The organism is Mycobacterium intermedium, from assembly GCF_002086275.1.
Taxonomy (GTDB): Bacteria; Actinomycetota; Actinomycetes; order Mycobacteriales; family Mycobacteriaceae; genus Mycobacterium; species Mycobacterium intermedium.
In genome coordinates this window covers 1-20,175 of the sequence record NZ_MVHT01000041.1, presented here as the reverse complement: position 1 = coordinate 20,175, position 20,175 = coordinate 1, and the positions used below count along the sequence as shown (strand labels likewise).

Annotated in this window: 18 protein-coding genes and 1 pseudogene; 13 read left to right on the top strand and 6 right to left on the bottom strand. The window is 66.4% G+C overall.

The features are described 5' to 3' along the window. Window positions 1-24: 24 nt before the first annotated feature. The 10 genes and pseudogenes from BST27_RS15815 (at window position 25) to BST27_RS15770 (ending at window position 11,911) form a co-directional block, all read left to right on the top strand. Window positions 25-1,182: an XdhC family protein gene (locus BST27_RS15815; protein ID WP_079219659.1), complete on the top strand. Its 1,158-nt coding sequence runs from the start codon at window positions 25-27 to the stop codon at window positions 1,180-1,182. Between the two features lie 32 nt (window positions 1,183-1,214). Next, the gene (locus BST27_RS15810; RefSeq protein ID WP_069421008.1) at window positions 1,215-2,105 is read left to right on the top strand and encodes an FAD binding domain-containing protein; all 891 of its coding nucleotides are present in this window, start codon (window positions 1,215-1,217) and stop codon (window positions 2,103-2,105) included. A 2-nt stretch (window positions 2,106-2,107) separates the two neighbouring features. After that, on the top strand, window positions 2,108-2,605 hold the full coding sequence (locus BST27_RS15805; protein ID WP_069421009.1) for a (2Fe-2S)-binding protein: 498 nt from the start codon (window positions 2,108-2,110) through the stop codon (window positions 2,603-2,605). After that, window positions 2,602-5,001: an aerobic carbon-monoxide dehydrogenase large subunit gene (locus tag BST27_RS15800; protein WP_069421010.1), complete on the top strand. Its 2,400-nt coding sequence runs from the start codon at window positions 2,602-2,604 to the stop codon at window positions 4,999-5,001. Before BST27_RS15805 ends, BST27_RS15800 begins: the two co-directional genes overlap by 4 nt. A 27-nt stretch (window positions 5,002-5,028) precedes the next feature. Next, window positions 5,029-5,736: pseudogene (locus BST27_RS15795) on the top strand (XdhC family protein); the annotation flags it as partial. A gap of 176 nt (window positions 5,737-5,912) precedes the next feature. Further along, window positions 5,913-6,515: a nucleotidyltransferase family protein gene (locus BST27_RS15790; protein WP_069421012.1), complete on the top strand. Its 603-nt coding sequence runs from the start codon at window positions 5,913-5,915 to the stop codon at window positions 6,513-6,515. Continuing rightward, the gene (locus BST27_RS15785; protein WP_069421013.1) at window positions 6,512-7,390 is read left to right on the top strand and encodes an AAA family ATPase; all 879 of its coding nucleotides are present in this window, start codon (window positions 6,512-6,514) and stop codon (window positions 7,388-7,390) included. Before BST27_RS15790 ends, BST27_RS15785 begins: the two co-directional genes overlap by 4 nt. Before the next feature lie 12 nt (window positions 7,391-7,402). Then, window positions 7,403-8,065 carry an SRPBCC family protein gene (locus tag BST27_RS15780; protein WP_069421014.1) on the top strand — a complete coding sequence of 221 codons (663 nt, stop codon included), beginning with the start codon at window positions 7,403-7,405 and terminating at the stop codon, window positions 8,063-8,065. A gap of 68 nt (window positions 8,066-8,133) precedes the next feature. Further along, window positions 8,134-9,291: a vWA domain-containing protein gene (locus tag BST27_RS15775; protein WP_069421057.1), complete on the top strand. Its 1,158-nt coding sequence runs from the start codon at window positions 8,134-8,136 to the stop codon at window positions 9,289-9,291. A gap of 418 nt (window positions 9,292-9,709) precedes the next feature. Then, a complete protein-coding gene (locus BST27_RS15770; protein ID WP_069421058.1) occupies window positions 9,710-11,911 on the top strand; it encodes an acyltransferase family protein in 2,202 nt (733 codons plus the stop codon). A 14-nt stretch (window positions 11,912-11,925) separates the two neighbouring features. Here the strand turns inward: BST27_RS15770 and eat are convergent, their stop codons facing one another. Further along, window positions 11,926-13,299: an ethanolamine permease gene (eat, locus tag BST27_RS15765; RefSeq protein WP_069421015.1), complete on the bottom strand. Its 1,374-nt coding sequence runs from the start codon at window positions 13,297-13,299 to the stop codon at window positions 11,926-11,928. Between the two features lie 32 nt (window positions 13,300-13,331). Here eat and BST27_RS15760 point away from each other — a divergent pair, with 32 nt between their 5' ends. Continuing rightward, window positions 13,332-14,429 carry a glycoside hydrolase family 76 protein gene (locus BST27_RS15760; RefSeq protein WP_069421016.1) on the top strand — a complete coding sequence of 366 codons (1,098 nt, stop codon included), beginning with the start codon at window positions 13,332-13,334 and terminating at the stop codon, window positions 14,427-14,429. An 8-nt stretch (window positions 14,430-14,437) separates the two neighbouring features. Here BST27_RS15760 and BST27_RS15755 read toward each other — a convergent pair whose 3' ends face one another. Further along, window positions 14,438-15,127, bottom strand: a complete 690-nt coding sequence (locus tag BST27_RS15755) for a DedA family protein (RefSeq protein WP_069421017.1) — start codon at window positions 15,125-15,127, stop codon at window positions 14,438-14,440. A gap of 62 nt (window positions 15,128-15,189) precedes the next feature. Between BST27_RS15755 and fbaA the strand changes: the two genes are divergently transcribed. Beyond that, complete coding sequence (gene fbaA / locus BST27_RS15750; RefSeq protein WP_069421018.1) at window positions 15,190-16,224, top strand: class II fructose-bisphosphate aldolase; 1,035 nt, start codon at window positions 15,190-15,192, stop codon at window positions 16,222-16,224. An 83-nt stretch (window positions 16,225-16,307) separates the two neighbouring features. Here the strand turns inward: fbaA and BST27_RS15745 are convergent, their stop codons facing one another. Next, complete coding sequence (locus BST27_RS15745) at window positions 16,308-17,150, bottom strand: Rv0361 family membrane protein (protein ID WP_069421059.1); 843 nt, start codon at window positions 17,148-17,150, stop codon at window positions 16,308-16,310. Between the two features lie 71 nt (window positions 17,151-17,221). Between BST27_RS15745 and BST27_RS15740 the strand changes: the two genes are divergently transcribed. Then, window positions 17,222-17,635, top strand: coding sequence for a DUF3151 domain-containing protein (locus BST27_RS15740; RefSeq protein WP_069421019.1), 414 nt, complete (start codon window positions 17,222-17,224; stop codon window positions 17,633-17,635). Here the strand turns inward: BST27_RS15740 and BST27_RS15735 are convergent. From BST27_RS15735 to BST27_RS15725, 3 genes are all read right to left on the bottom strand, one after another. Then, complete coding sequence (locus tag BST27_RS15735) at window positions 17,632-18,525, bottom strand: cation diffusion facilitator family transporter (protein WP_069421020.1); 894 nt, start codon at window positions 18,523-18,525, stop codon at window positions 17,632-17,634. The genes BST27_RS15740 and BST27_RS15735 overlap by 4 nt on opposite strands. Before the next feature lie 281 nt (window positions 18,526-18,806). Beyond that, the gene (locus BST27_RS15730; protein WP_069421021.1) at window positions 18,807-19,559 is read right to left on the bottom strand and encodes a site-2 protease family protein; all 753 of its coding nucleotides are present in this window, start codon (window positions 19,557-19,559) and stop codon (window positions 18,807-18,809) included. Window positions 19,560-19,569: 10 nt separating this feature from the next. Further along, window positions 19,570-20,175 carry a peptidase M50 gene (locus BST27_RS15725; RefSeq protein ID WP_083148531.1) on the bottom strand — a complete coding sequence of 202 codons (606 nt, stop codon included), beginning with the start codon at window positions 20,173-20,175 and terminating at the stop codon, window positions 19,570-19,572.

Below are 20,175 nucleotides of genomic sequence, written 5' to 3'. Positions count from 1 at the left end.
CCGGGTTGGCCTACCTTAAGAGGCGTGCGTGACGTGTTGGCCGAGCTCATGTCGGTCTGGCGTGCCGGCGACACGGCCGGCGTGGGCACGGTGGTGCGGACGCTGCGTTCGGCGCCGCGGCCGCCGGGCGCCTCGATGGTGGTCGCGCCGGACGGTTCGGTGAGCGGGTCGGTCTCGGGCGGCTGCGTGGAGGGCGCCGTCTACGAACTCGCCACCGAGGTGATGGGCGGCGGTGAGCCACGGCTGGAACGGTATGGGATCAGCGACGGCGATGCCTTCGCGGTCGGCCTGACCTGTGGCGGCATCATCGACATCTTCATCGAATCCATATCCCAGGCAACGTTTCCCGAACTCGGCGAGGTGGCCGACGATGTCGCGGCGCAGCGCTCGGTCGCGATCGCGACGGTGATCGCTCATCCGGATCCGCAGCGGGTGGGCCGCCGCCTGGTAATTCGTCCGGAGACCGCGGCGGGGACGTTGGGTTCGGCGCGCGCCGACTCCGCGGTCACCGACGACGCGCGGGGCCTGCTCGCGTTGGGCCGCAGCGAGGTCCTCGAATACGGCGCCGACGGGCAGCGGCGCGGTGAAGGCATGGAGGTGTTCGTATCCAGCTTTGCCCCGCGGCCGCGCATGCTGGTGTTCGGCGCCATCGACTTTGCCGCGGCGGTGGCTCGCCAGGGTTCATTCCTCGGTTATCGGGTCACCGTTTGCGACGCGCGTTCGGTGTTCGCCACGGCGGCCCGCTTCCCGACCGCCGACGAGGTGGTCGTCGAGTGGCCACACCGCTATCTGGCCGCCGAGGCCGAGGCGGGCAACATCGACGAGCGGACGGTGATCTGTGTGCTCACCCACGATCCCAAGTTCGATGTTCCGGTGCTCGAGGTGGCGCTGCGACTCAACGTCGCGTACGTGGGGGCGATGGGCTCGCGGCGTACCCACGAAGACCGCCTGCGACGGCTGCGTGAGGTGGGGTTGGCCGACGCGGAGTTGAGCCGGCTGGCCAGCCCGATCGGGTTGGACCTCGGGGCGCGCACCCCGGAAGAGACCGCGGTGTCGATTGCCGCCGACATCATCGCCCGCCGGTGGGGTGGCGGTGGCCGACCGCTGGCCGAACTCCCCGGCCGAATCCACCATGACGTGCAGGTAGAGGGCGAGTTAAAGGATCACTTAACTCGACATTGACGCCCTGTCAGCTCGGGCGGAGACTTCCGACCATGCAAGTACCAGGGCCCTTCGAATACGAACGTGCGACGAGCGTCGATCACGCGATCGGACTGCTTGACCGGTTGGGCGATACCGCTCGCCTAGTCGCCGGCGGACACAGCCTGCTGCCGATGATGAAGCTGCGCATCGCCAACCCCGAATACCTCGTCGACATCAACGACCTGGTGCCGGAGCTGGGATACGTGATCACCGATCCCACCCTGGTGCGCATCGGTGCAATGACCAGACATCGCGAAATTCTCGAGTCGGACACCCTGGCGGCGGTGTGCCCCATCTTCCGGGACGCCGAACGGGTGATCGCCGATCCGGTGGTCCGCAATCGCGGCACCCTGGGCGGTTCGCTGTGCCAGGCCGATCCCGCCGAGGACCTGTCCACCGTGTGCGAGGTGCTCAACGCCGTCTGCCTGGTGCGCGGGCCGTCGGGCGAGCGCGAGATCGCGATCGACGACTTTCTGGTGGGCCCGTACGAAACCGCGGTGGCGCCCAACGAGATCCTGATCGAAGCCCGAATCCCAGTGCGCCACAACACCTCCAGCGCCTACGCGAAGGTGGAACGGCGGGTCGGTGACTGGGCCATCACGGCGGCTGGGGCTAGCCTCACCCTCGACGGAGACTCGATAGCCGCCGCCCGGGTCGGCCTGACCGCGGTGAATCCCGACCGCGCAGCGCTGGCCGAGTTGAGCGAGTCGCTGGTCGGCCAACCCGCCACCGAAGAGGTCTTCGCCGAGGCCGGTCGCCGGGCCGCGCGAGCCTGCGAACCGGTGTCCGACGTCCGCGGCAGCGCCGAGTACAAGCGGCACCTCGCCTCAGAACTGACCATCCGAACGCTGCGCACGGCAGCCCAACGTGTGCGCGAACAAGTTGCGCCGGAAGGAAACTAACCATGCAGGTAAACATGACCGTCAATGGCGAACAGGTGAGCGCCGAGGTCGAACCGAGGATGCTGCTGGTGCACTTCCTGCGTGACCAGTTAGGCCTCACCGGAACGCACTGGGGTTGCGACACCAGCAACTGCGGAACCTGCGTGGTCGACGTGGACGGCGTACCGGTGAAGTCCTGCACGATGCTCGCCGTCATGGCCTCTGGTCACAGTGTCCGGACGGTCGAGGGCTTGGCCGCGCCGGATGGCACGCTGGACCCGGTGCAAGAGGGGTTCATGCGCTGCCATGGACTGCAGTGTGGATTCTGCACGCCGGGAATGATGATCACCGCCCGCGCCCTGCTAGACCGTGACCCCGACCCGGACGAACAAACCATTCGGGAAGCCATCTCCGGGCAGATATGCAGATGCACCGGATACACCACGATCGTGCGGTCCATTCAATGGGCGGCGCAGCACAGTACGGGCCAAGCAGTGGAGGCCGCGGAGGCGACATCATGACAACCATCGAGTCCCGTCCACCATCACCGGAAGACACCGCGGACAACGACCAAAAGCCTTGTGGCTACGGCCGAATGCTGCGCAAGGAGGACCCCCGGTTCATCCGTGGACGCGGCCGCTACGTCGACGACGTCGTGCTGCCGGGCATGCTGCACATGGCCATCCTGCGCTCGCCCTACGCGCATGCCCGCATCGTCAGCGTGGATACGACCGCGGCCATGGCCCATCCCAAGGTCAAGTTGGTGGTCACCGGCGCGGCGCTGGCCGAGAAGGGCCTGGCCTGGATGCCGACGCTGTCCAACGACGTGCAGGCCGTGCTGGCCACCGACAAGGTGCGTTTCCAAGGTCAGGAGGTGGCCTTCGTCGTCGCCGAAGACCGGTATTCGGCCCGCGACGCGCTGGAACTGATCGACGTCGAGTATGACCCGCTCGATCCCGTCGTTGACGTGCGCAAGGCGCTGGACCCGTCGGCTGAGGTGATCCGCACCGACCTCGACGGCAAGACCGACAACCACTGCTTCGACTGGGAGACCGGCGACGCGGCGGCCACGGATGCGGTGTTCGCGAAGGCCGACGTGGTGGTCAAACAGGAGATCGTCTATCCGCGGGTACACCCGGCGCCGATGGAAACCTGCGGTGCCATAGCCGATTTGGACCCGGTCAGCGGGAAACTCACGCTGTGGTGTACCAGCCAGGCGCCGCACGCACACCGCACGGTGTACGCGCTGGTCGCCGGTCTGCCCGAACACAAGATCCAGGTGATCTCGCCCGACATCGGCGGCGGCTTCGGCAACAAGGTGCCGATTTATCCCGGGTACGTGTGTGCGATCGTCGGCTCGCTGCTACTCGGCAAGCCGGTCAAATGGATGGAGGACCGCAGCGAGAACCTGACCTCCACCGGGTTCGCTCGCGACTACATCATGCTGGGGGAGATCGCCGCCACCAAGGACGGCAAGATCCTGGCGATCCGCTCCAACGTGCTGGCCGACCACGGCGCGTTCAACGGCACCGCGGCGCCGGTCAAGTATCCCGCCGGCTTCTTCGGGGTGTTCACCGGCAGCTACGACCTCGAGGCCGCCTACTGCCACATGACCGCCGTCTACACAAACAAAGCACCCGGCGGCGTGGCCTACGCGTGCTCCTTCCGGATCACCGAGGCCGTCTACTTCGTAGAGCGCCTGGTCGACTGCCTGGCCTACGAGTTGAAGATGGACCCCGCCGAGCTGCGGCTGCGAAACTTGTTGCGGCCGGCGCAATTCCCGTACAAGAGCAAGACGGGCTGGGTGTACGACTCGGGCGACTACGAGACCACCATGCGCAAGGCCATGGAGATGATCGGCTATGACGCGTTGCGTGCCGAGCAGAAGGCCCGGCGCGAGCGTGGCGAGCTGATGGGCATCGGCATGTCCTTCTTCACCGAGGCCGTGGGCGCCGGTCCGCGCAAAGACATGGACATCCTGGGGCTCGGCATGGCCGACGGGTGCGAGTTGCGTGTGCACCCGACCGGCAAAGCCGTTGTGCGCCTTTCGGTCCAGACGCAGGGCCAGGGGCACGAGACGACGTTCGCGCAGATCGTCGCCGAGGAACTGGGCATCCCGCCCGACGACATCGAGGTCGTGCACGGCGACACCGACCAGACCCCGTTCGGCCTGGGCACCTACGGCAGCCGGTCGACTCCCGTCTCGGGTGCGGCCGCCGCGCTGGTGGCGCGCAAGGTGCGTGACAAGGCCAGGATCATCGCCTCGGGCATGCTCGAGGTGTCGGTAGCCGACCTGGAATGGGAGAAGGGCTCGTTCCACGTCAAGGGCGACCCGTCGGCGTCGGTGACCATCCAGGACATCGCGATGCGCGCACACGGCGCGGGGGATCTGCCGGAGGGCATCGAAGGTGGCCTGGACGCGCAGATCTGCTACAACCCGGAGAACCTGACCTACCCGTATGGCGCGTATTTCTGTGTGGTGGACGTCGATCCGGGCACCGGGGTGGTCAAGGTACGGCGCTTCCTCGCCGTCGATGACTGCGGCACCCGCATCAACCCGATGATCATCGAGGGCCAGGTGCATGGCGGCATCGTCGATGGCATCGGCATGGCGCTGATGGAGATGATCGCCTTCGACGAGGACGGCAACTGTCTGGGCGGTTCGCTGATGGACTACCTGATCCCGACCGCGCTCGAAGTGCCGCACCTGGAAACGGGATTCACCGTGACACCGTCGCCGCATCATCCGATCGGTGCGAAGGGCATCGGCGAGTCGGCGACCGTCGGATCGCCGCCGGCGGTGGTGAACGCGATCGTGGATGCGTTGGCGCCGTACGGGGTTCGCCATGCGGACATGCCGCTGACCCCGTCGCGGGTGTGGGAGGCGATGCAGGGTAGGGCGAAGCCGCCCATCTAAATACGAGTTGATAGGAGGAGTGGCGCAATTTCGCACACCACGATAAGCGAACGGGCCGCCCAACTGATCGCCGCGCGCACGCCCTTTGTGCACGCGACGGTGGTCCGTGCCCAGCAGCCCACTTCGGTGCGGCCCGGGGACGAGGCGATCCTGTTGCCGGACGGCACCATTGAAGGTTTCGTCGGCGGTCAGTGCGCGCAGAACTCCGTCCGCAAGGCCGCGCTCGGCGCCTTGCAGGCCGGCGAGAGCGTGTTGCTGCGCGTACTGCCCGACGGCGACATTCACTTTCCGGAGGCCCCGGGCGCCTGTGTGGTGGTCAACCCGTGCCTGTCCGGCGGGTCGCTGGAAATTTTCCTGACGCCGCAGTTGCCGGCGCCACTGATCCGGGTCGAGGGTGCCACCCCGATCGCCGAGGCACTGATCCAGGTGTGCGAAGTTCTCGGCTATGACGCACGGCGCGAAACCGACCTCGCCGACACCTCGGCGGTGGTGATCGCCAGCCATGGCGGGCCGGAAGCCGAAATGATCCGCGCCGCACTGGATAATGGCGTCGGGTACATCGGGCTGGTGGCAAGCAAGGTGCGCGGCGCGGCGATCCTCGAGCAGCTCGAACTCACCGATGCCGAGCGGGCTCGCGTGCACACGCCGGTCGGATTGCCCATCGGCGCGAAGACCCCGGCCGAGATCGCCGTGGCGATCGCCGCCGAACTCGTCGCCGCTCTGCGCCGCGACGGCATCTCACGTCCGTTGAGCGAACCACCGGCGCAAGCCCCACACCAAGCGACAGACCCCGTGTGCGGCATGACGGTGACCATCGCCCCCGACACCGAGCACCTCCAACTCGGCGGCGTGGATTACTGGTTCTGCTGTCCGGGCTGCCGGACGGCTTTTGCCAGCCGCAGTGTCGGCGCATGACTGTCACCGGTGTCGTGCTGGCGGCCGGACGGTCGCGTCGGCTCGGTACGCCCAAACAGCTACTGCCATACGGCAATACCACCCTGCTCGGCGCGACCCTCGACGTCGCCCGGACCGTCGGGTTCGACCAACTGATCGTCACCCTCGGTGGCGGCGCGGAGACGGCGCGGACCATTCGCGAGCAAGTGCCGCTGCACCGAGCGGAAGTGGTGACGGTTGGAGACAGCGGCACCGGCTGCTCGGCGTCCCTGCGCGCCGCACTGCAACGGGTGGACCCGCGCGCCGACGGCATCGTCCTGATGCTCGGTGACCAACCGGGGGTTGACCCCGCAACGATCCGTCGGGTGATCAGTTTGCGCGGTGCCGATATCCTGGTATGTCACTACGCGGACGGTATTGGGCATCCGTTCTGGTTCGGCCGCAACGTATTCGACCAACTATCCGCTTTGCACGGCGACAAGGGGGTCTGGAAGCTGATCGAGTCCGGCCGCCATCAGGTTGACGAACTCGCCGTGGACGGCCCCGTGCCGCTTGACGTCGACACTTGGGATGACTACCAGCGCCTGTTGGCTACTGCTGGCAGTGGAGCGCGCGCATGATGTTCACCGGACCCGGCGACCTGGCCCGCCAATTCGACTCGCACGATTACCTGCTCGACACCGGAACCGCGTCCGCGATCTACCTGGCCGTCTCGCTGGGTAGGCCGCTGCTGCTCGAAGGTGAGCCCGGTGTCGGTAAGACGACAGCTGCCAAAACCCTTGCCGCGGTGCTAGATACGCCCTTGGTTCGGTTGCAGTGTTACGAGGGGCTGACCGCCGGCGAAGCGTTGTACGACTGGAACTATCAGCGTCAGCTATTGTCCATCCGGTTGGCCGAGGCGCAGGGTGCGGCCATCGACGAGGCCGACCTGTACACCGAGAAGTATCTGGTGGATCGTCCCATCCTGCAGTGTGTGCGGCATCGCGGTCCGACCTCTCCGGTACTGTTGATAGACGAAATCGACCGCGCTGACGACGAATTCGAAGCTCTGCTGCTGGAGTTTCTCGGCGAATCCACCGTCACCGTTCCCGAACTCGGCACCTTTGTCGCCGAGCGCCCGCCCATCGCGGTGCTCACCTCCAATCGCAGCCGCGACCTGCATGATGCCCTCCGGCGTCGCTGCCTCTACCACTGGATCGACTACCCGGAACCGGCGCGGGCGGCCGCGATCGTGCGCCGGACAGTACCCGGAGCGTCGGCGCCGCTGATCGAACACGCCACCCAATTCGTCGGGCGCGCACGCGATCTCGACTTGGACAAACCGCCCGGGGTGGCCGAGACCATCGACTGGCTCGCCGCATTGGTGTCGCTGCGGGTGTCCGACCTCGTCGACGAGTCGGTTGAGACCGCGCTGGCCACCCTCGGGGCGCTGGCCAAGACCCCCGACGACCGAACACTGATCCGCGATGCGTTCATCGAGTACAGCCGTACCTGAAAGGACTCAAGCATGAAGATTGCCAACGAGTTCACCGTCAGTGCGCCGATCGAGCAGGCCTGGGACGTGCTGTGTGACCTGGAGCGGGTGATCCCACTCATGCCTGGCGCGCAGCTGATCGGCCACGAGGGCGACGACTACCTGGGGAAGGTGAAGGTCAAGGTCGGTCCGGTCACCAGTGAGTTCAGCGGCAAGGTGCGCTTCGTCGAGCAGGACCGTGACCAGCACCGGGCGGTGATCGACGGCAAGGGCAAGGAGGCGCGCGGCACCGGCAACGCGGCTGCCACGGTCACCGCCCAGCTTCACGAGGACGGCGAGCGCACCCGGGTCACCGTGGACACCGACCTGAAGATCGTCGGCAAGTTGGCCCAATTCGGTAGCGGAATGCTGCAGCAGGTGTCCGAGAAGCTGCTGGGCCAGTTCGTCGATTCGCTCGAGGCCGAACTGAAGGCCGAGAACGCACCGGCAGCAGCCGCCGCCAGTCCGGCCACCGCCGCGGCGCCGGGATCGCCGGACGCCGGCACCGAAGCCCACGCCGCTCCGGCCGACTCCGAGCCGGCTCCCATTGATCTGCTGGAGCTCGCCGGGGGAGAGCAACTGAAGAAGTACGGCGCCGCAGGACTTGCCGTGGTAGCGCTGCTGGTGCTGCTGTGGGTGTTCTGGCGGAGACGCTAATCGCGGTGACCCCACCCCCAACCCCACCCCTGCTGCGTGGCGTCGACCTGGCGGCATTCGCGGCCGCGATGGTCGCGCGTCTGCGTGGCGCCGGCGTGTCGGTACCTGGTAGTGGCCAAGCAAGTTTCGTGCAGGCGCTGCGGCACCTGGTGCCCAACACCCGCACGGAACTGTATTGGGCGACGCGGCTAACCCTGGTCAACCGGATGGAAGAGCTGCCCGTCTTCGAGGCGGTGGTGGGCGAGATCTTCGGGAGCGTTCAACCTGGCGACACCAGAACTCCTGAGTCGGTCCTGCCGATTGCGGGCCCAAAGACACCGGCGGCCGGCATCCTCGTTCCCGCGGTCAGGTCGTCGGGCGGCGAGGCCGAGTCGGTGCCGTGGGCGACGCGGACGCCCGCCGCCTCCGACGACGGTGGCGGCGCCAGCGTTGAGCTGCCCGACCTGCTGCCTAGCCGCCTCGCGGCGTTGGCAGACGAACCGTTCGACGAATTCGATCCGGAGGACCTGCGTCTGCTCGGCTCCTGGCTGGAATCCTCGGTACAGCACTGGCCCCGGCGACGCAGCATGCGGATCGAACCAAGTCCGCACGGTAAACGCATCGACCTGCGCGCCACGATGAAGGCGTCGCGCTCAACCGGCTGGGAAGCGGTGCGCCTGGCGCGAACTCGGCCGAGATTACGGCCCCGCCGGGTAGTGCTGGTTTGTGACGTCAGTCGGTCGATGCAGCCCTACGCCATGATGTACCTGCACCTGATGCGCGCGGCGATGTTGCATCAGGCGCGGATTCGGCCGGAGGTCTTCGCCTTCTCGACGTCATTAACCCGGCTCACCCCGGTGCTGTCGCATCGCTCGGCGGAGGTGGCGCTGGAACGGGCCAACGCCAAAGTGACCGACCGCTATGGCGGCACTTCCATAGGGGGCAGCATCGCCGCCCTATTGGCGCCTCCGCATGGCAACGCATTACGTGGCGCGGTGGTGATCGTGGCGTCGGATGGTTGGGACAGCGATCCGCCCGAGGTGCTCGAACACGCGCTCGCCAGGCTGCGTCGTCGCGTCCACACGCTCGTTTGGCTGAATCCTCGTGCCGCCCAGCCCGGCTTTCAGCCGCTGGCCGGTTCCATGGCGGCCGCCCTGCCGTATTGCGACATGTTCTTGCCGGCGCATTCGCTCAATGCCCTGTATGAGGTTGTGCAGGCCGTGGCCGATAGGGCGCAGCCGCACTAAGACCGGGCGGACCGCTTCGGTGACACCGGACCCCGACGGTTGGGGGGCTCCACCGGCGAATTCGCCGACGACCTGAGTTTCTGCGCATCGTTTCGACGTCGAGGCCTTGATCCCGGCATCTTCGGACCCCCGAAAGCCAACCTCTCGGCACGGATATGGTCCCCTGGGCCAATTGACGGTACGGAAACACTAAAAAGATTGCTTAGATGTCAATTATCGATTTATGTCCCATGAACGAAACTATAGCTTTAAAGTGTGTCCTGGCGTCCCGCTACGGCACAGGGTTCGTCACTTGATGTTGGCGAAACGGGGGAACGTCATGACCTATGAGGCACCGACCGAAGACAAGTCTTCGTCCGTCGCGCCGACGCTCCGCCGAGTAGCAGGGGCGCAGGTGGTCACACGTACGCGAACGGAAATGCCTTCCCACCGCGTACCCGCTCAGAAATCGGTCCCGGCGGGATTTCGGGGTGACATCGAGGGGCTACGCGCCGTGGCGGTGCTGGCCGTTGTCCTCTTTCACGCCGATGTGCCCGGTGTGGGCGGTGGCTTCGTCGGCGTGGACGTGTTCTTCGTCATTTCAGGTTTCTTGATCACCAGTCTGCTGTGGCGCGAGGTCAGCAGCACCGGCACCGTCACGCTGCGCCGCTTCTATGGGGCGCGTGCGCGCCGACTGCTGCCGGCGTCGGCCACGGTAATCGTCGTCACCGTGATAGCCGCGGCGATCTTGTTGCCCGCGTTGGACTTTCAAGGCGTCCTGATGGACGGGTTCGCGTCTGCGCTGTACGTCGGCAACTACTGGTTCATCTACCAAGGGGTCGACTATTTCGGCCGCGACGTGTCGCACTCACCGTTTCAGCACTACTGGTCGCTGGGCGTGGAGGAGCAGTTTTATTTGGTGTGGCCGGTGCTGATCGTGGGCATCGCCCTGGCGACAAGGCTCGTCCGGCGGATGCGACGGCGCCCCACCACCGACGGTCGCCCGTCGAAGACCCTGCTACTGGTCGTCCTTGCACTGGTCGCGGTGGTGTCTTTCGCCCTGTCGCTCATGATGACCTACGTAGTGGCTGCGATGGCGTTCTTCTCGTTGCCGACGCGGGCTTGGCAGTTGGCCGTCGGCGGCTTGGTGGCACTTACGGCCGGGCGGTGGGGTCGGCTCCCAGCGCGAGCGGCGGTGCCCGTGGGATGGGCCGGATTGGCACTGATCCTGTTGTCCTGCAACGGAATCAGCTCGAATACAGTGTATCCGGGCACCGCGGCGCTGCTGCCGGTAACGGGTGCGGTGCTGGTGATCGGCGCCGGCTGTGCGGCAGCGACGCAGGGTTGTAGCAGGGTCCTGGCCACCCCACCGATGACGTCGATCGGCCGGTTGTCGTACTCGTGGTATCTGTGGCACTGGCCCGTAATGGTGCTCGCACCAACGCTATTCGGCGGCCCGCTCGGGTTGGTGGACAGGTTGGTTGCGGTCCTCGCTTCTGCTGGGCTGGCAGTGCTGGCACTGCGTCTCATCGAGGACCCCGTGCGATTCGCGGCTCCCGTGCGCGGGTCCGCTTTCGCCAGTCTGGCGGTTGGTGGCCTCGCGTCGTCGGTAGCAGCGGGACTCTGCGCGGTGATGTTTGTTCAGTCGTCGTCGTGGGTGACCATCGTCGCGCGCGGTGCACCGGCAGCAACACCCGCGATCACCGTGGCGCCGATTGTGACCGGGGACAACGTTGAGGCACACGATGCTGCGGTGCAGTACGCGTTCGCTCAGATACAAGCCGCCGTCGCGGCATCTGCCGACCTCGAGGCCGTACCGTCCAACCTCAAACCGTCGCTCGGCGTTGCCGCGGCGGAATATGCGCAATTGAGATTCGATGGCTGCTTGCGTTTGCCCTCTGAAGGTGGTCAGCCCGAGTGCGCGACCGGCAATACCGCCTCGCCGACGAGGGTGGTCCTGGTCGGTGACTCCCACGCTGGGATGTTGATCCCGGCTTTCCGGCAGATTGCCGAGCAGCGCTCCTGGCGCGTCGAAACACTGGCCAAGGCGGGCTGTCCATTGCTGGATTTGCCGCTCGTCACCAACCCCTTCTTCAACCGGCTGGTCGAACTGGTCAATCGGTGCGAGCAATGGCGCGCCAACATCATGGCCCGGCTGCATGCCGAGCGACCGCAGCTGATCGTGCTGGACATGTTCCGGGGGTACGTTGCCAACGCCCGCGGCGGCTGGCGAACAAGTTTCACGTCATACGACAGGGCGTGGCTCGCCGGCCTGACCCGCCTGGTGGAGCAGCTGCGCGGCCTTGGGTCCAAAGTGCTTGTGCTCGGGCCGGTCCCGAATCTGAACAACACCCTCGTTCCACAATGCTTGCTGCGCAACATCGATGACGCAACCGCTTGTTCGCCGCCAATGTCGGTCGCGGTCAACCGATCTGGCATCGAAGCCGAGTTCACCGCCACCGAGGCCGGTGGCGGACAGTACGCCGACATCACCGAACTTTTCTGCACCAGGAATCGCTGCCCCGTCATCGTCGGCGACACCCTGCTTTACATGGACCAATTCCACCTGACCATCGAATACTCGAGGCTGCTGGCACCGGCAATCGGGGCGCTGGTCGACCGCGCGTTCGCCCGCGGTTGACGCTGGCGAACCCGTCAGCCGGCCAACTCTTCGTCCGGAGCATTCGCGACCAACCGGTGTCGGCTGTAGGCGCCGAAATACAGCAGGAACGCGGCGAATACCGCCAAACAGCACACGGTGGCCACGATGTCGACCAGGAACGTGGCGATCAGTGCCAGCGTGGCCACCACCAACGCGAAGCCGGTGGTGGCGATGCCACCCGGAGTGCGGTACGGACGGTGCATCTCGGGTGCGCGTCGGCGCAGCACTACGTGACTGACCATGATCAGCACGTAAGACAGGGTGGCCCCGAAAACGGCCATGTTCAGCAGCAGGTCGCCCTTGCCGGTCAACGACAACCCGAAACCGATGAGCCCGGGGACGATCAGAGCCAGCGTCGGCGCTTTCCGTGAGTTGGTGACCGACAGCATCGTCGGCAGGTAACCCGCACGGGACAGCGCGAACAACTGCCGCGAATACGCATAGATGATCGAGAAGAAGCTCGCGACCAGGCCGGCCAGTCCGATGTAGTTGACCGCCTTGGCCGCACCGCTGGGCCCGAGCGCGGCCACCAGCGGGTTTCCCGACGTTGACATCGCTTGCGCGCCACCGGAACCCGTCGTCAGCAGCAGCACCAGCACGCACGTCGCGAGCAGCACGGCGAACGCCGCGGTGATGCCACGTGGCACGTTGCGGGTCGGATCGGCGGTCTCTTCCGCGGCCAGCGGCACCCCCTCGATCGCGAGGAAGAACCAGATCGCGAACGGCAACGCCGACCACACGCCGAGATAGCCGTGCGGCAGAAATGCGGATGCACCCACGGCATCGGTGGCCGCAATGTCAGTGAGATTCGCCGCGTGAAAACGGCCCACGGCGGCGACACAGAAAATGGCGATACCCACCAGCGCTACGGCGGTGATCGCGAACATCACCTTCAAAGCCTCGCCGACCCCGGCCAGATGAATTCCGATGAACAGCGCGTAGATCGCCAAATACACACACCAGCCGTCGCGAATCCCGAAGAGCCCCAACGACTCCACGTAAGCGCCGATGAAGGTGGCGATCGCCGCCGGTGCGATCGAGTATTCGATCAGCACGGCGGTGCCCGTCGCGAACCCGCCCAGCGGTCCGAGCGCCCGTCGGGCGAACGTGTACCCGCCGCCGGCGGCGGGCAGCGCCGACGACAGCTCGGCCATGCCCAGCACCAGGGCCAGATACATTGCGGCGATCACGACCGAGGCGATCACCAAACCACCAAAACCGCCCTGCGCCAACCCGAAATTCCAGCCGGAATAATCGCCGGACACCACGTAGCTGACACCAAGTCCCGCCAGTAGCAACCATCCGGCGCTACCGGTCTTCAATTGCCGCTTTTCTAGGTAGGCGGACGGCTCCGGGTGGCTTTCCACAGCGCTCCAACGTTAGGGCAGGATCGGCAAGTATGGATCAGGTATGGGCGAACCGGGCCGCCAGCTCTGAAACCGCCGTCACGCAACGGCACCTGACCCGGGTCTGGGGGTTGCCCGGAACCCAGCTCGGCGTGGTCTCGTGGCCGCCGGAGCGCAGGGACCGGTTGTTCGGCACCTGGCACTACTGGTGGCAGGCGCACCTGCTGGACTGCCTGCTCGACGCCCAGCTTCGCGACCCGCAGCCGGAACGGCTCGTCCAGATCAAGCGTCAGATCCGCTCGCACCGGCTGCGCAACAACTTCCGCTGGACCAACAGCTATTACGACGACATGGCCTGGTTGGCGCTCGCGTTGGAGCGTGCCGCACGGATCGCCGGCATCGACCGCAAACGCGCCTTGGCCAAGCTCGACGACCAGTTCTACAAGGCATGGGTGCCCGAGGACGGCGGCGGCATCCCGTGGCGCAAGCAAGATCAGTTCTTCAACGCCCCCGCCAATGGACCGGCCGGCATCTTCCTGGCCCGGTACGAGGACCGCACGCGCCGTGCCCAGCAGATGGCCGACTGGATTGATGAAACCTTGATCGACCCCGAGACGCACCTGGTGTTCGACGGCATCAAGGGCGGCTCATTGGTGCGTGCGCAATACACCTACTGCCAGGGGGTGGTACTCGGCTTGGAGACCGAATTGGCAAAGCGCACCCACGACGACCGCCACCCGCCGCGCGTGCACCGTCTGGTCGCGGCGATCAATGAGCACATGGCATCCCGTGGAGTGCTGAAGGGCGCCGGTGGCGGCGACGGCGGGCTGTTCGCGGGGATCACCGCGCGTTACCTGGCGCTGGTGGCCACCGACCTGCCGGGTGATTCGGCGGAGGACGTGGCGGCCCGTGACACCGCCCGAGCGATCGTCCTGGCCAGCGCGAAATCCGCGTGGGACAACCGACAGACCGTGGATGGGCTGCCGGTCTTCGGGGCGTTCTGGGACCGGGACGCGGAGTTGCCGACCGCCGGTGGCACGCAGGCCCAGTTCGTCGCCGGTGCCGTCAACAGTTCCGAGAAACCCGAACGGGACCTGTCGGTGCAGCTGTCCGGCTGGATGCTGATGGAGGCCGCGTACGCCGCGAGTTGACCTGCCGACTACTCGACGGTGGCGTCGGTCTCCTCTTCCGTTGGCTCTCTCTTTTTCGCGCCCCCGCGCCGCGAGCGGTAGCCCTTCCAGGCTGCGATGAACGCCGGCATCAGCGACACGAAGAGGATGCCCAGGATGATCTTTTCCAGGTTGTCATGGACGAAGGGCACGTTGCCCAGGAAGTAGCCCAATGTCGTGACACCGCCGCCCCACAGCGTGCCGCCGACGATGTCGAATCCCAAGAACACCGGGTAGCGCATGTAGGAAATCCCGGCGACCACCGGCGTGAACGTCCGCAGGAACGGCGCGAACCGGGCCAGGATGATCGCCCACGGCCCGTATTTCTCGAAGAACGCGTGCGACTCGGTCACGTAGTGCTTCTTGAAGAACCGCGAATCTTCCTTCTTGAACAGCGCCGGTCCGATGCGCCGTCCGATGAAGTACCCGGTCTGGTCGCCCAGCACCGCAACGACGGCGACGGCGGGCGCCAGGATCCAAATGTCGATTGTCCCCTTTGCTGCCAGCAGGCCCCCGGTAAACAGCAGCGACTCACCAGGCAGCAGCGGGAAGAGCAGACCGGTCTCGATGAAGACGATGATCAAGATGCCGGGTAGCACTGCAGACCCGAAAACGCCGCCGGGGCCCAACCAATACCAGGGGTCGAGGATGTCGCCCAATGCGGCAACCGAGGTGCTCATGATGCTTCAACATACCGGCGTTGCCATACTGGGTGGACCAAAGTCTTCGAGGAGGAAGTGCCATGCCCATCGCAACGCCCGAGATCTACGCCGAGATGTTGGGACGTGCCAAGGAGAATTCGTACGCCTTTCCGGCCATCAACTGCACTTCTTCGGAGACCATCAATGCAGCGCTGAAGGGCTTCGCCGAAGCCGGCAGCGACGGCATCATTCAGTTCTCGACCGGTGGCGCCGAATTCGGGTCCGGCCTTGGGGTCAAGGACATGGTGACCGGTGCGGTCGCCTTGGCGGAGTTCGCGCACGTCGTCGCCGCCAAGTACCCGATCAACGTCGCACTGCACACCGACCACTGCCCGAAGGACAAGCTCGACACCTACGTCCGGCCGCTGCTGGCGATCTCGTCGGAGCGCATAAGCGCCGGCAAGAACCCGTTGTTCCAGTCGCACATGTGGGACGGATCGGCCATCCCGATCGATGAGAACCTGCAGATCGCCAAGGAGCTGCTCAAGGAGGCGGCCGCCGCCAAGATCATCCTGGAGATCGAGATCGGCGTGGTCGGGGGCGAAGAAGACGGCGTCGCCAACGAGATCAACGACAAGCTCTACACCACGCCCGAGGACTTCGAGAAGACGATCGACGCGCTAGGTGCGGGCGAGCACGGCCACTACCTGCTGGCCGCGACGTTCGGCAACGTGCACGGCGTCTACAAGCCGGGCAACGTCAAGCTGCGCCCCGACATCCTGGCCCAGGGCCAGAAGGTGGCCGCGGCCAAGCTCGGACTCGGCGACGACGCGCAGCCCTTCGACTTCGTCTTCCATGGCGGTTCGGGCTCGGAGAAGTCCGAAATCGAGGAGGCGCTGCGCTACGGCGTGGTGAAGATGAACGTCGACACCGACACCCAGTACGCGTTCACCCGCCCGATCGCCGCCCACATGTTCACCAACTACGACGGCGTGCTGAAGGTCGACGGTGAGGTCGGCAACAAGAAGGTCTACGACCCGCGCAGCTACCTGAAGAAGGCCGAAGCCGGCATGACCGAGCGGGTCATCGAGGCGTGCAATGACCTGCACTGCGCCGGGAAGTCGCTCAGCAGCTAGCGGCAGCTGGCGCCGACCAGACGCAAAATCCCCTATTTTCGTTTCCGAAATAGGGGATTTTGCGTCTGCTCAGCGGGTGCAGGCTAGCTGCTGGGGGATTGGCAGACCTTCCATTGGTCGTCACGAAACTGCAGGTCCAGGCTCCGTGTCGAGCGAACCTGCGGGTCGTGGGCCATGTAGGCGGTGACGTTCGCCTCGGCCTGCTGACCGTGCACGATGACCTGGTCGATGCTGGCGATCACCGGGTACTGCCTGGCCGCCGACACCCGTCGGTAAGTCTCTGCCCAGTCCTTCTCGTCGAACTCCGCGTAGCTGTCGCGTTCCGCGCCGCACGTTGTACTGCGCAGCGTCTTCAGGTCGCCGGTCTGTATCGCGACGTCGTAACCCTGGATGGCGCTGCGGACCCGCTCTTCCTGTGAGGGCTGTGACTGCTGGGTCCGGGTGAACAGCAAGGTGCCCAGGATCGCAATCGCCGCCAGCGCCAGCACGATCACGACGATCGCCAGCACCCAACCCCAGTTGCGGTGTTCCGACGCTGGCTTCTTCCCGCCGGATCTAGGTGGAATCGCTTGTGGCACCGCCGTTTTCGGCGGGAGCTGCCTGGGTGGTGGCGGGGTGTTGGGCGGCGGGGCCTGCGTTTGGAAGACTTCGGTGGCGGCCTCCGGGGCGGTGGCGATGATCTGCGTCTCTTTTTCGTCGAAGCCGGGTGCGGTGAAGCGGCGTTCACGCAGTGCATCGAACGTCGAGTCGTCGTTCTCGGCCCCCGGTTCGGGCTTGGCGAGCGCCAGGGTCTCGGTTTCGGCCTCGTGGTTCACCGGAGGCTGGCTCCGCGGGCCAGCGACGCCGGGATCTGTGGCTTGCTCACCGGCGGATTCGCCCCTGGGTTCCGGTCCGCCGCGGTCTGCTTCGGATGGGTTGGTGGGCATGATGTGGAGCTTAGCGACCATTGCGCGGGGTTGGCTCATCGCCGAGCCAGACCATCCGCAAAATAGACACCATGACGCCGACGCGTGACCTTCTTGGACCTGATCCAGTCCTACTACCGGGTGACAGCGAGGCTGAGGCCGAACTGTCCGCCGGCCAGAATCCCGGCCTCGTCGCGGCCGCGCATCCGGCCGCGTCGGTGGCGTGGGCGGTGCTCGCCGAAGAGGCGTTAGCCGAGGACAAGGCGATCACCGCCTATGCCTATGCCCGCACGGGCTACCACCGCGGCCTGGATCAGCTGCGTCGCAACGGCTGGCGGGGCTTTGGTCCGGTGCCGTATTCGCACGAGCCCAATCGCGGGTTCCTGCGCTGTGTGGCGGCGCTGGCGCGGGCCGCCGACGCGATCGGGGAGACCGACGAATTCCGGCGGTGTCTGGATTTGCTCGACGATTGCGACCCCGAGGCGCGCCCCGCTTTGGGGCTCTAAAAAGTTTCCTCGCAGTGCCCGCCCGGGCAGTCGATCTGAACGGTGGCGTGGTCCAGACCGTGGGCGGCAAACACCCCTCGGGCGTCCCGTAGCACCAGCGCGGAGTCGCGTTCGCTGGTCAGGTGTGCCGTTGCCATGTCCTTCCCGGGCGACAGCGTCCACACGTGCAGGTCGTGCACATCGGTCACGCCGTCCACCGCACCCAGTGCGGAGCGCAGCGCCTCCACGTCGACGTGGGCGGGTGACGATTCGGACAGGATCCGCAGCGCCGCCCGGGCCAGCGCGATCGCTCTGGGCAACACCCACAGGGCCACCAGCACCGCGACCACCACGTCTGCGTATGGCCAATGCGTCGTGACGGTCACGATGCCGGCGATCAACACGCCGATGCTGCCGACGGTGTCTGCGACGACTTCCATGTAGGCACCCCGGACCGCCAGGCTTGCCTCCGAGTGCGAGCGCAACAGCATCGCGACCGCGAAGTTGGCGGCCACCCCGGCGAGTGCCACCACGATCATCGGCACGCCGGGGACTTCAGGTGCTCCGCCGAGTCGGTCTATCGCCTCGACGAGGATGAACAGCGCCACCCCAACCAGCAGCACCGCATTGGCCACCGCCGTGAACACCTCGGCGCGATGCCACCCGAACGTGCGGCTGGGCGAGGAGCTGCCGCGTCGAGCCAGCACGACTGCCGTCAGCCCCATGAACACGGCCACGACGTCGGTGAGCATGTGACCGGCGTCGGCCAGCAGCGCGATCGAATTGATCAGCAGGGAAGTGGTCAGTTCGACTGCGAAGAACGTGGCCAGGATTCCCGCGGCGAGGATCATCCGCGGGATCATCCGGGAATGTTCGGTGTCTCCCGGGGTGTGACTGTGGCCGGCGCCCATAGCGCACTAATATATGCGTGAAATTGCATATATCGCAATAGGCGGGGGGTTGGGGTGCTGCCTCGGCTGTTGGGTCGTTGAGTGTGGGGGTTTTTGCCGGTTGCGGCGTGGTGGGGGTGCTTAAGGCCCACATTCGGCGGCGTCAGGCGCCGCTGCGCCGGCAGCGGGGTCGTTGAGTGTGGGGGTTTTTGCCGGTTGCGGCGTGGTGGGGGTGCTTAAGGCCTACGTTCGGCGGCGTCAGGCGCTGCGCGTCAGGCGAACCGCGCCGCGGTAAGCCCAGGTCAGAGCCAGGCGCTCCAGAAGCGAGTCAGCGCGCTCCCGGCGCCGGCCAGCCAGGGCGGGACCCCGAAGGGCGCGAAGCACCAATACACAAGGGTGAAGAACCACTGGGCCAGCGCCGGCGTCAGGAACAGGACCAGCAGAAACAGCAGCCCGAACTGCTTGGCCGGCGCCAGCGCCCGTTGCGTCTCCGGAGTCAAGTGGGGTTCTAAGGCGTCGTAGCCGTCCAGACCCGGGATAGGCAACAGGTTCAGCAGGACGGCGGTGAGCTGAAGAAACCCCAGAAAGGCCACGCCCGCCCACAGCACCGCATGTGCGGGGTCGTACCAGATCCGTGTTATGACAAGCAGCAGCACGGCCAGCACCAGATTCATCGCCGGACCCGCCAAGCTGACCAGGGTCCGGCGTCGGGGGGTCATGAAGAAGGTATGCAGATACACCGCACCGCCGGGCAGCCCGATTCCACCCAACGCGATGAACAACATGGGCAGGCCCAGCGACAGCATGGGGTGGGCGTAGCGGCGTGGGTCCAGCGTGAGGTAGCCCCGCACGGCAACGTCGCGGTCGCCGAAGCGCCAGGCGGTGAACGCGTGCCCAAACTCGTGCAAGCACAACGAGACCAGCCAGCCCGAGATGACGAACACGAACACGCCCACATAGGACAGCGGCTGCCGAGTCGACCCGGCGGCCCAGGCCAGCCCACCCCCGACAGCGGTCAGCGCGACCAGGCCCAGGAAAAGGGGACTGGGTTTCACCGCTGGAAAACTACCGGACCAGCAGCCAGCCCTCCACGTTGCGGTAGAACGTCGACCGGCGGACCGTGCGGGGCGCCGGAACTCCGTCCCGCATCACCGAGGCGCCGGTAGTGCCGAGTTGAGCGGCGCGCCCGAGGACCCAACGGCGCCATGGCCGCCCGTCCCGCAGGGCGACCCGCAACCCGGGCAGGCTCAGCGTGGGCTCGATATCCGCGCCGGCGGCGTCCCCGTCGAACAACACGGTGTCGTCGACCACCGCCTCGCCGTGGATCACCGCGCGCCCGTCGGCCGGCAGCCAACTGCCGCGGCCGACCAGTACCGTTCCGGTTTCGTCGCGGATCAGCGGCACCCGGCTGGCGACGCCGCGCCGGGCCCGCCGAGCAGCGCGCCGTCCGGCTGGCGCGCGATAAGCGCGGGTCGCAAAGGTACGTCGACGGGGCGCGTAACCCACCTCGACGTCGAGCCGGTCGGCGCGCAGCAGACGGGACAGCACGGCGGCGAGGTCGGCGTCGGCGCCGACCACGATCAGCCGCTCAAATGGGCCCGGCGCGTCGTCGACAGCCAGCGTGGGTAGGCCGGTCAACGGGCGAGGTAAAGGACGGTCGCCGAACACCAA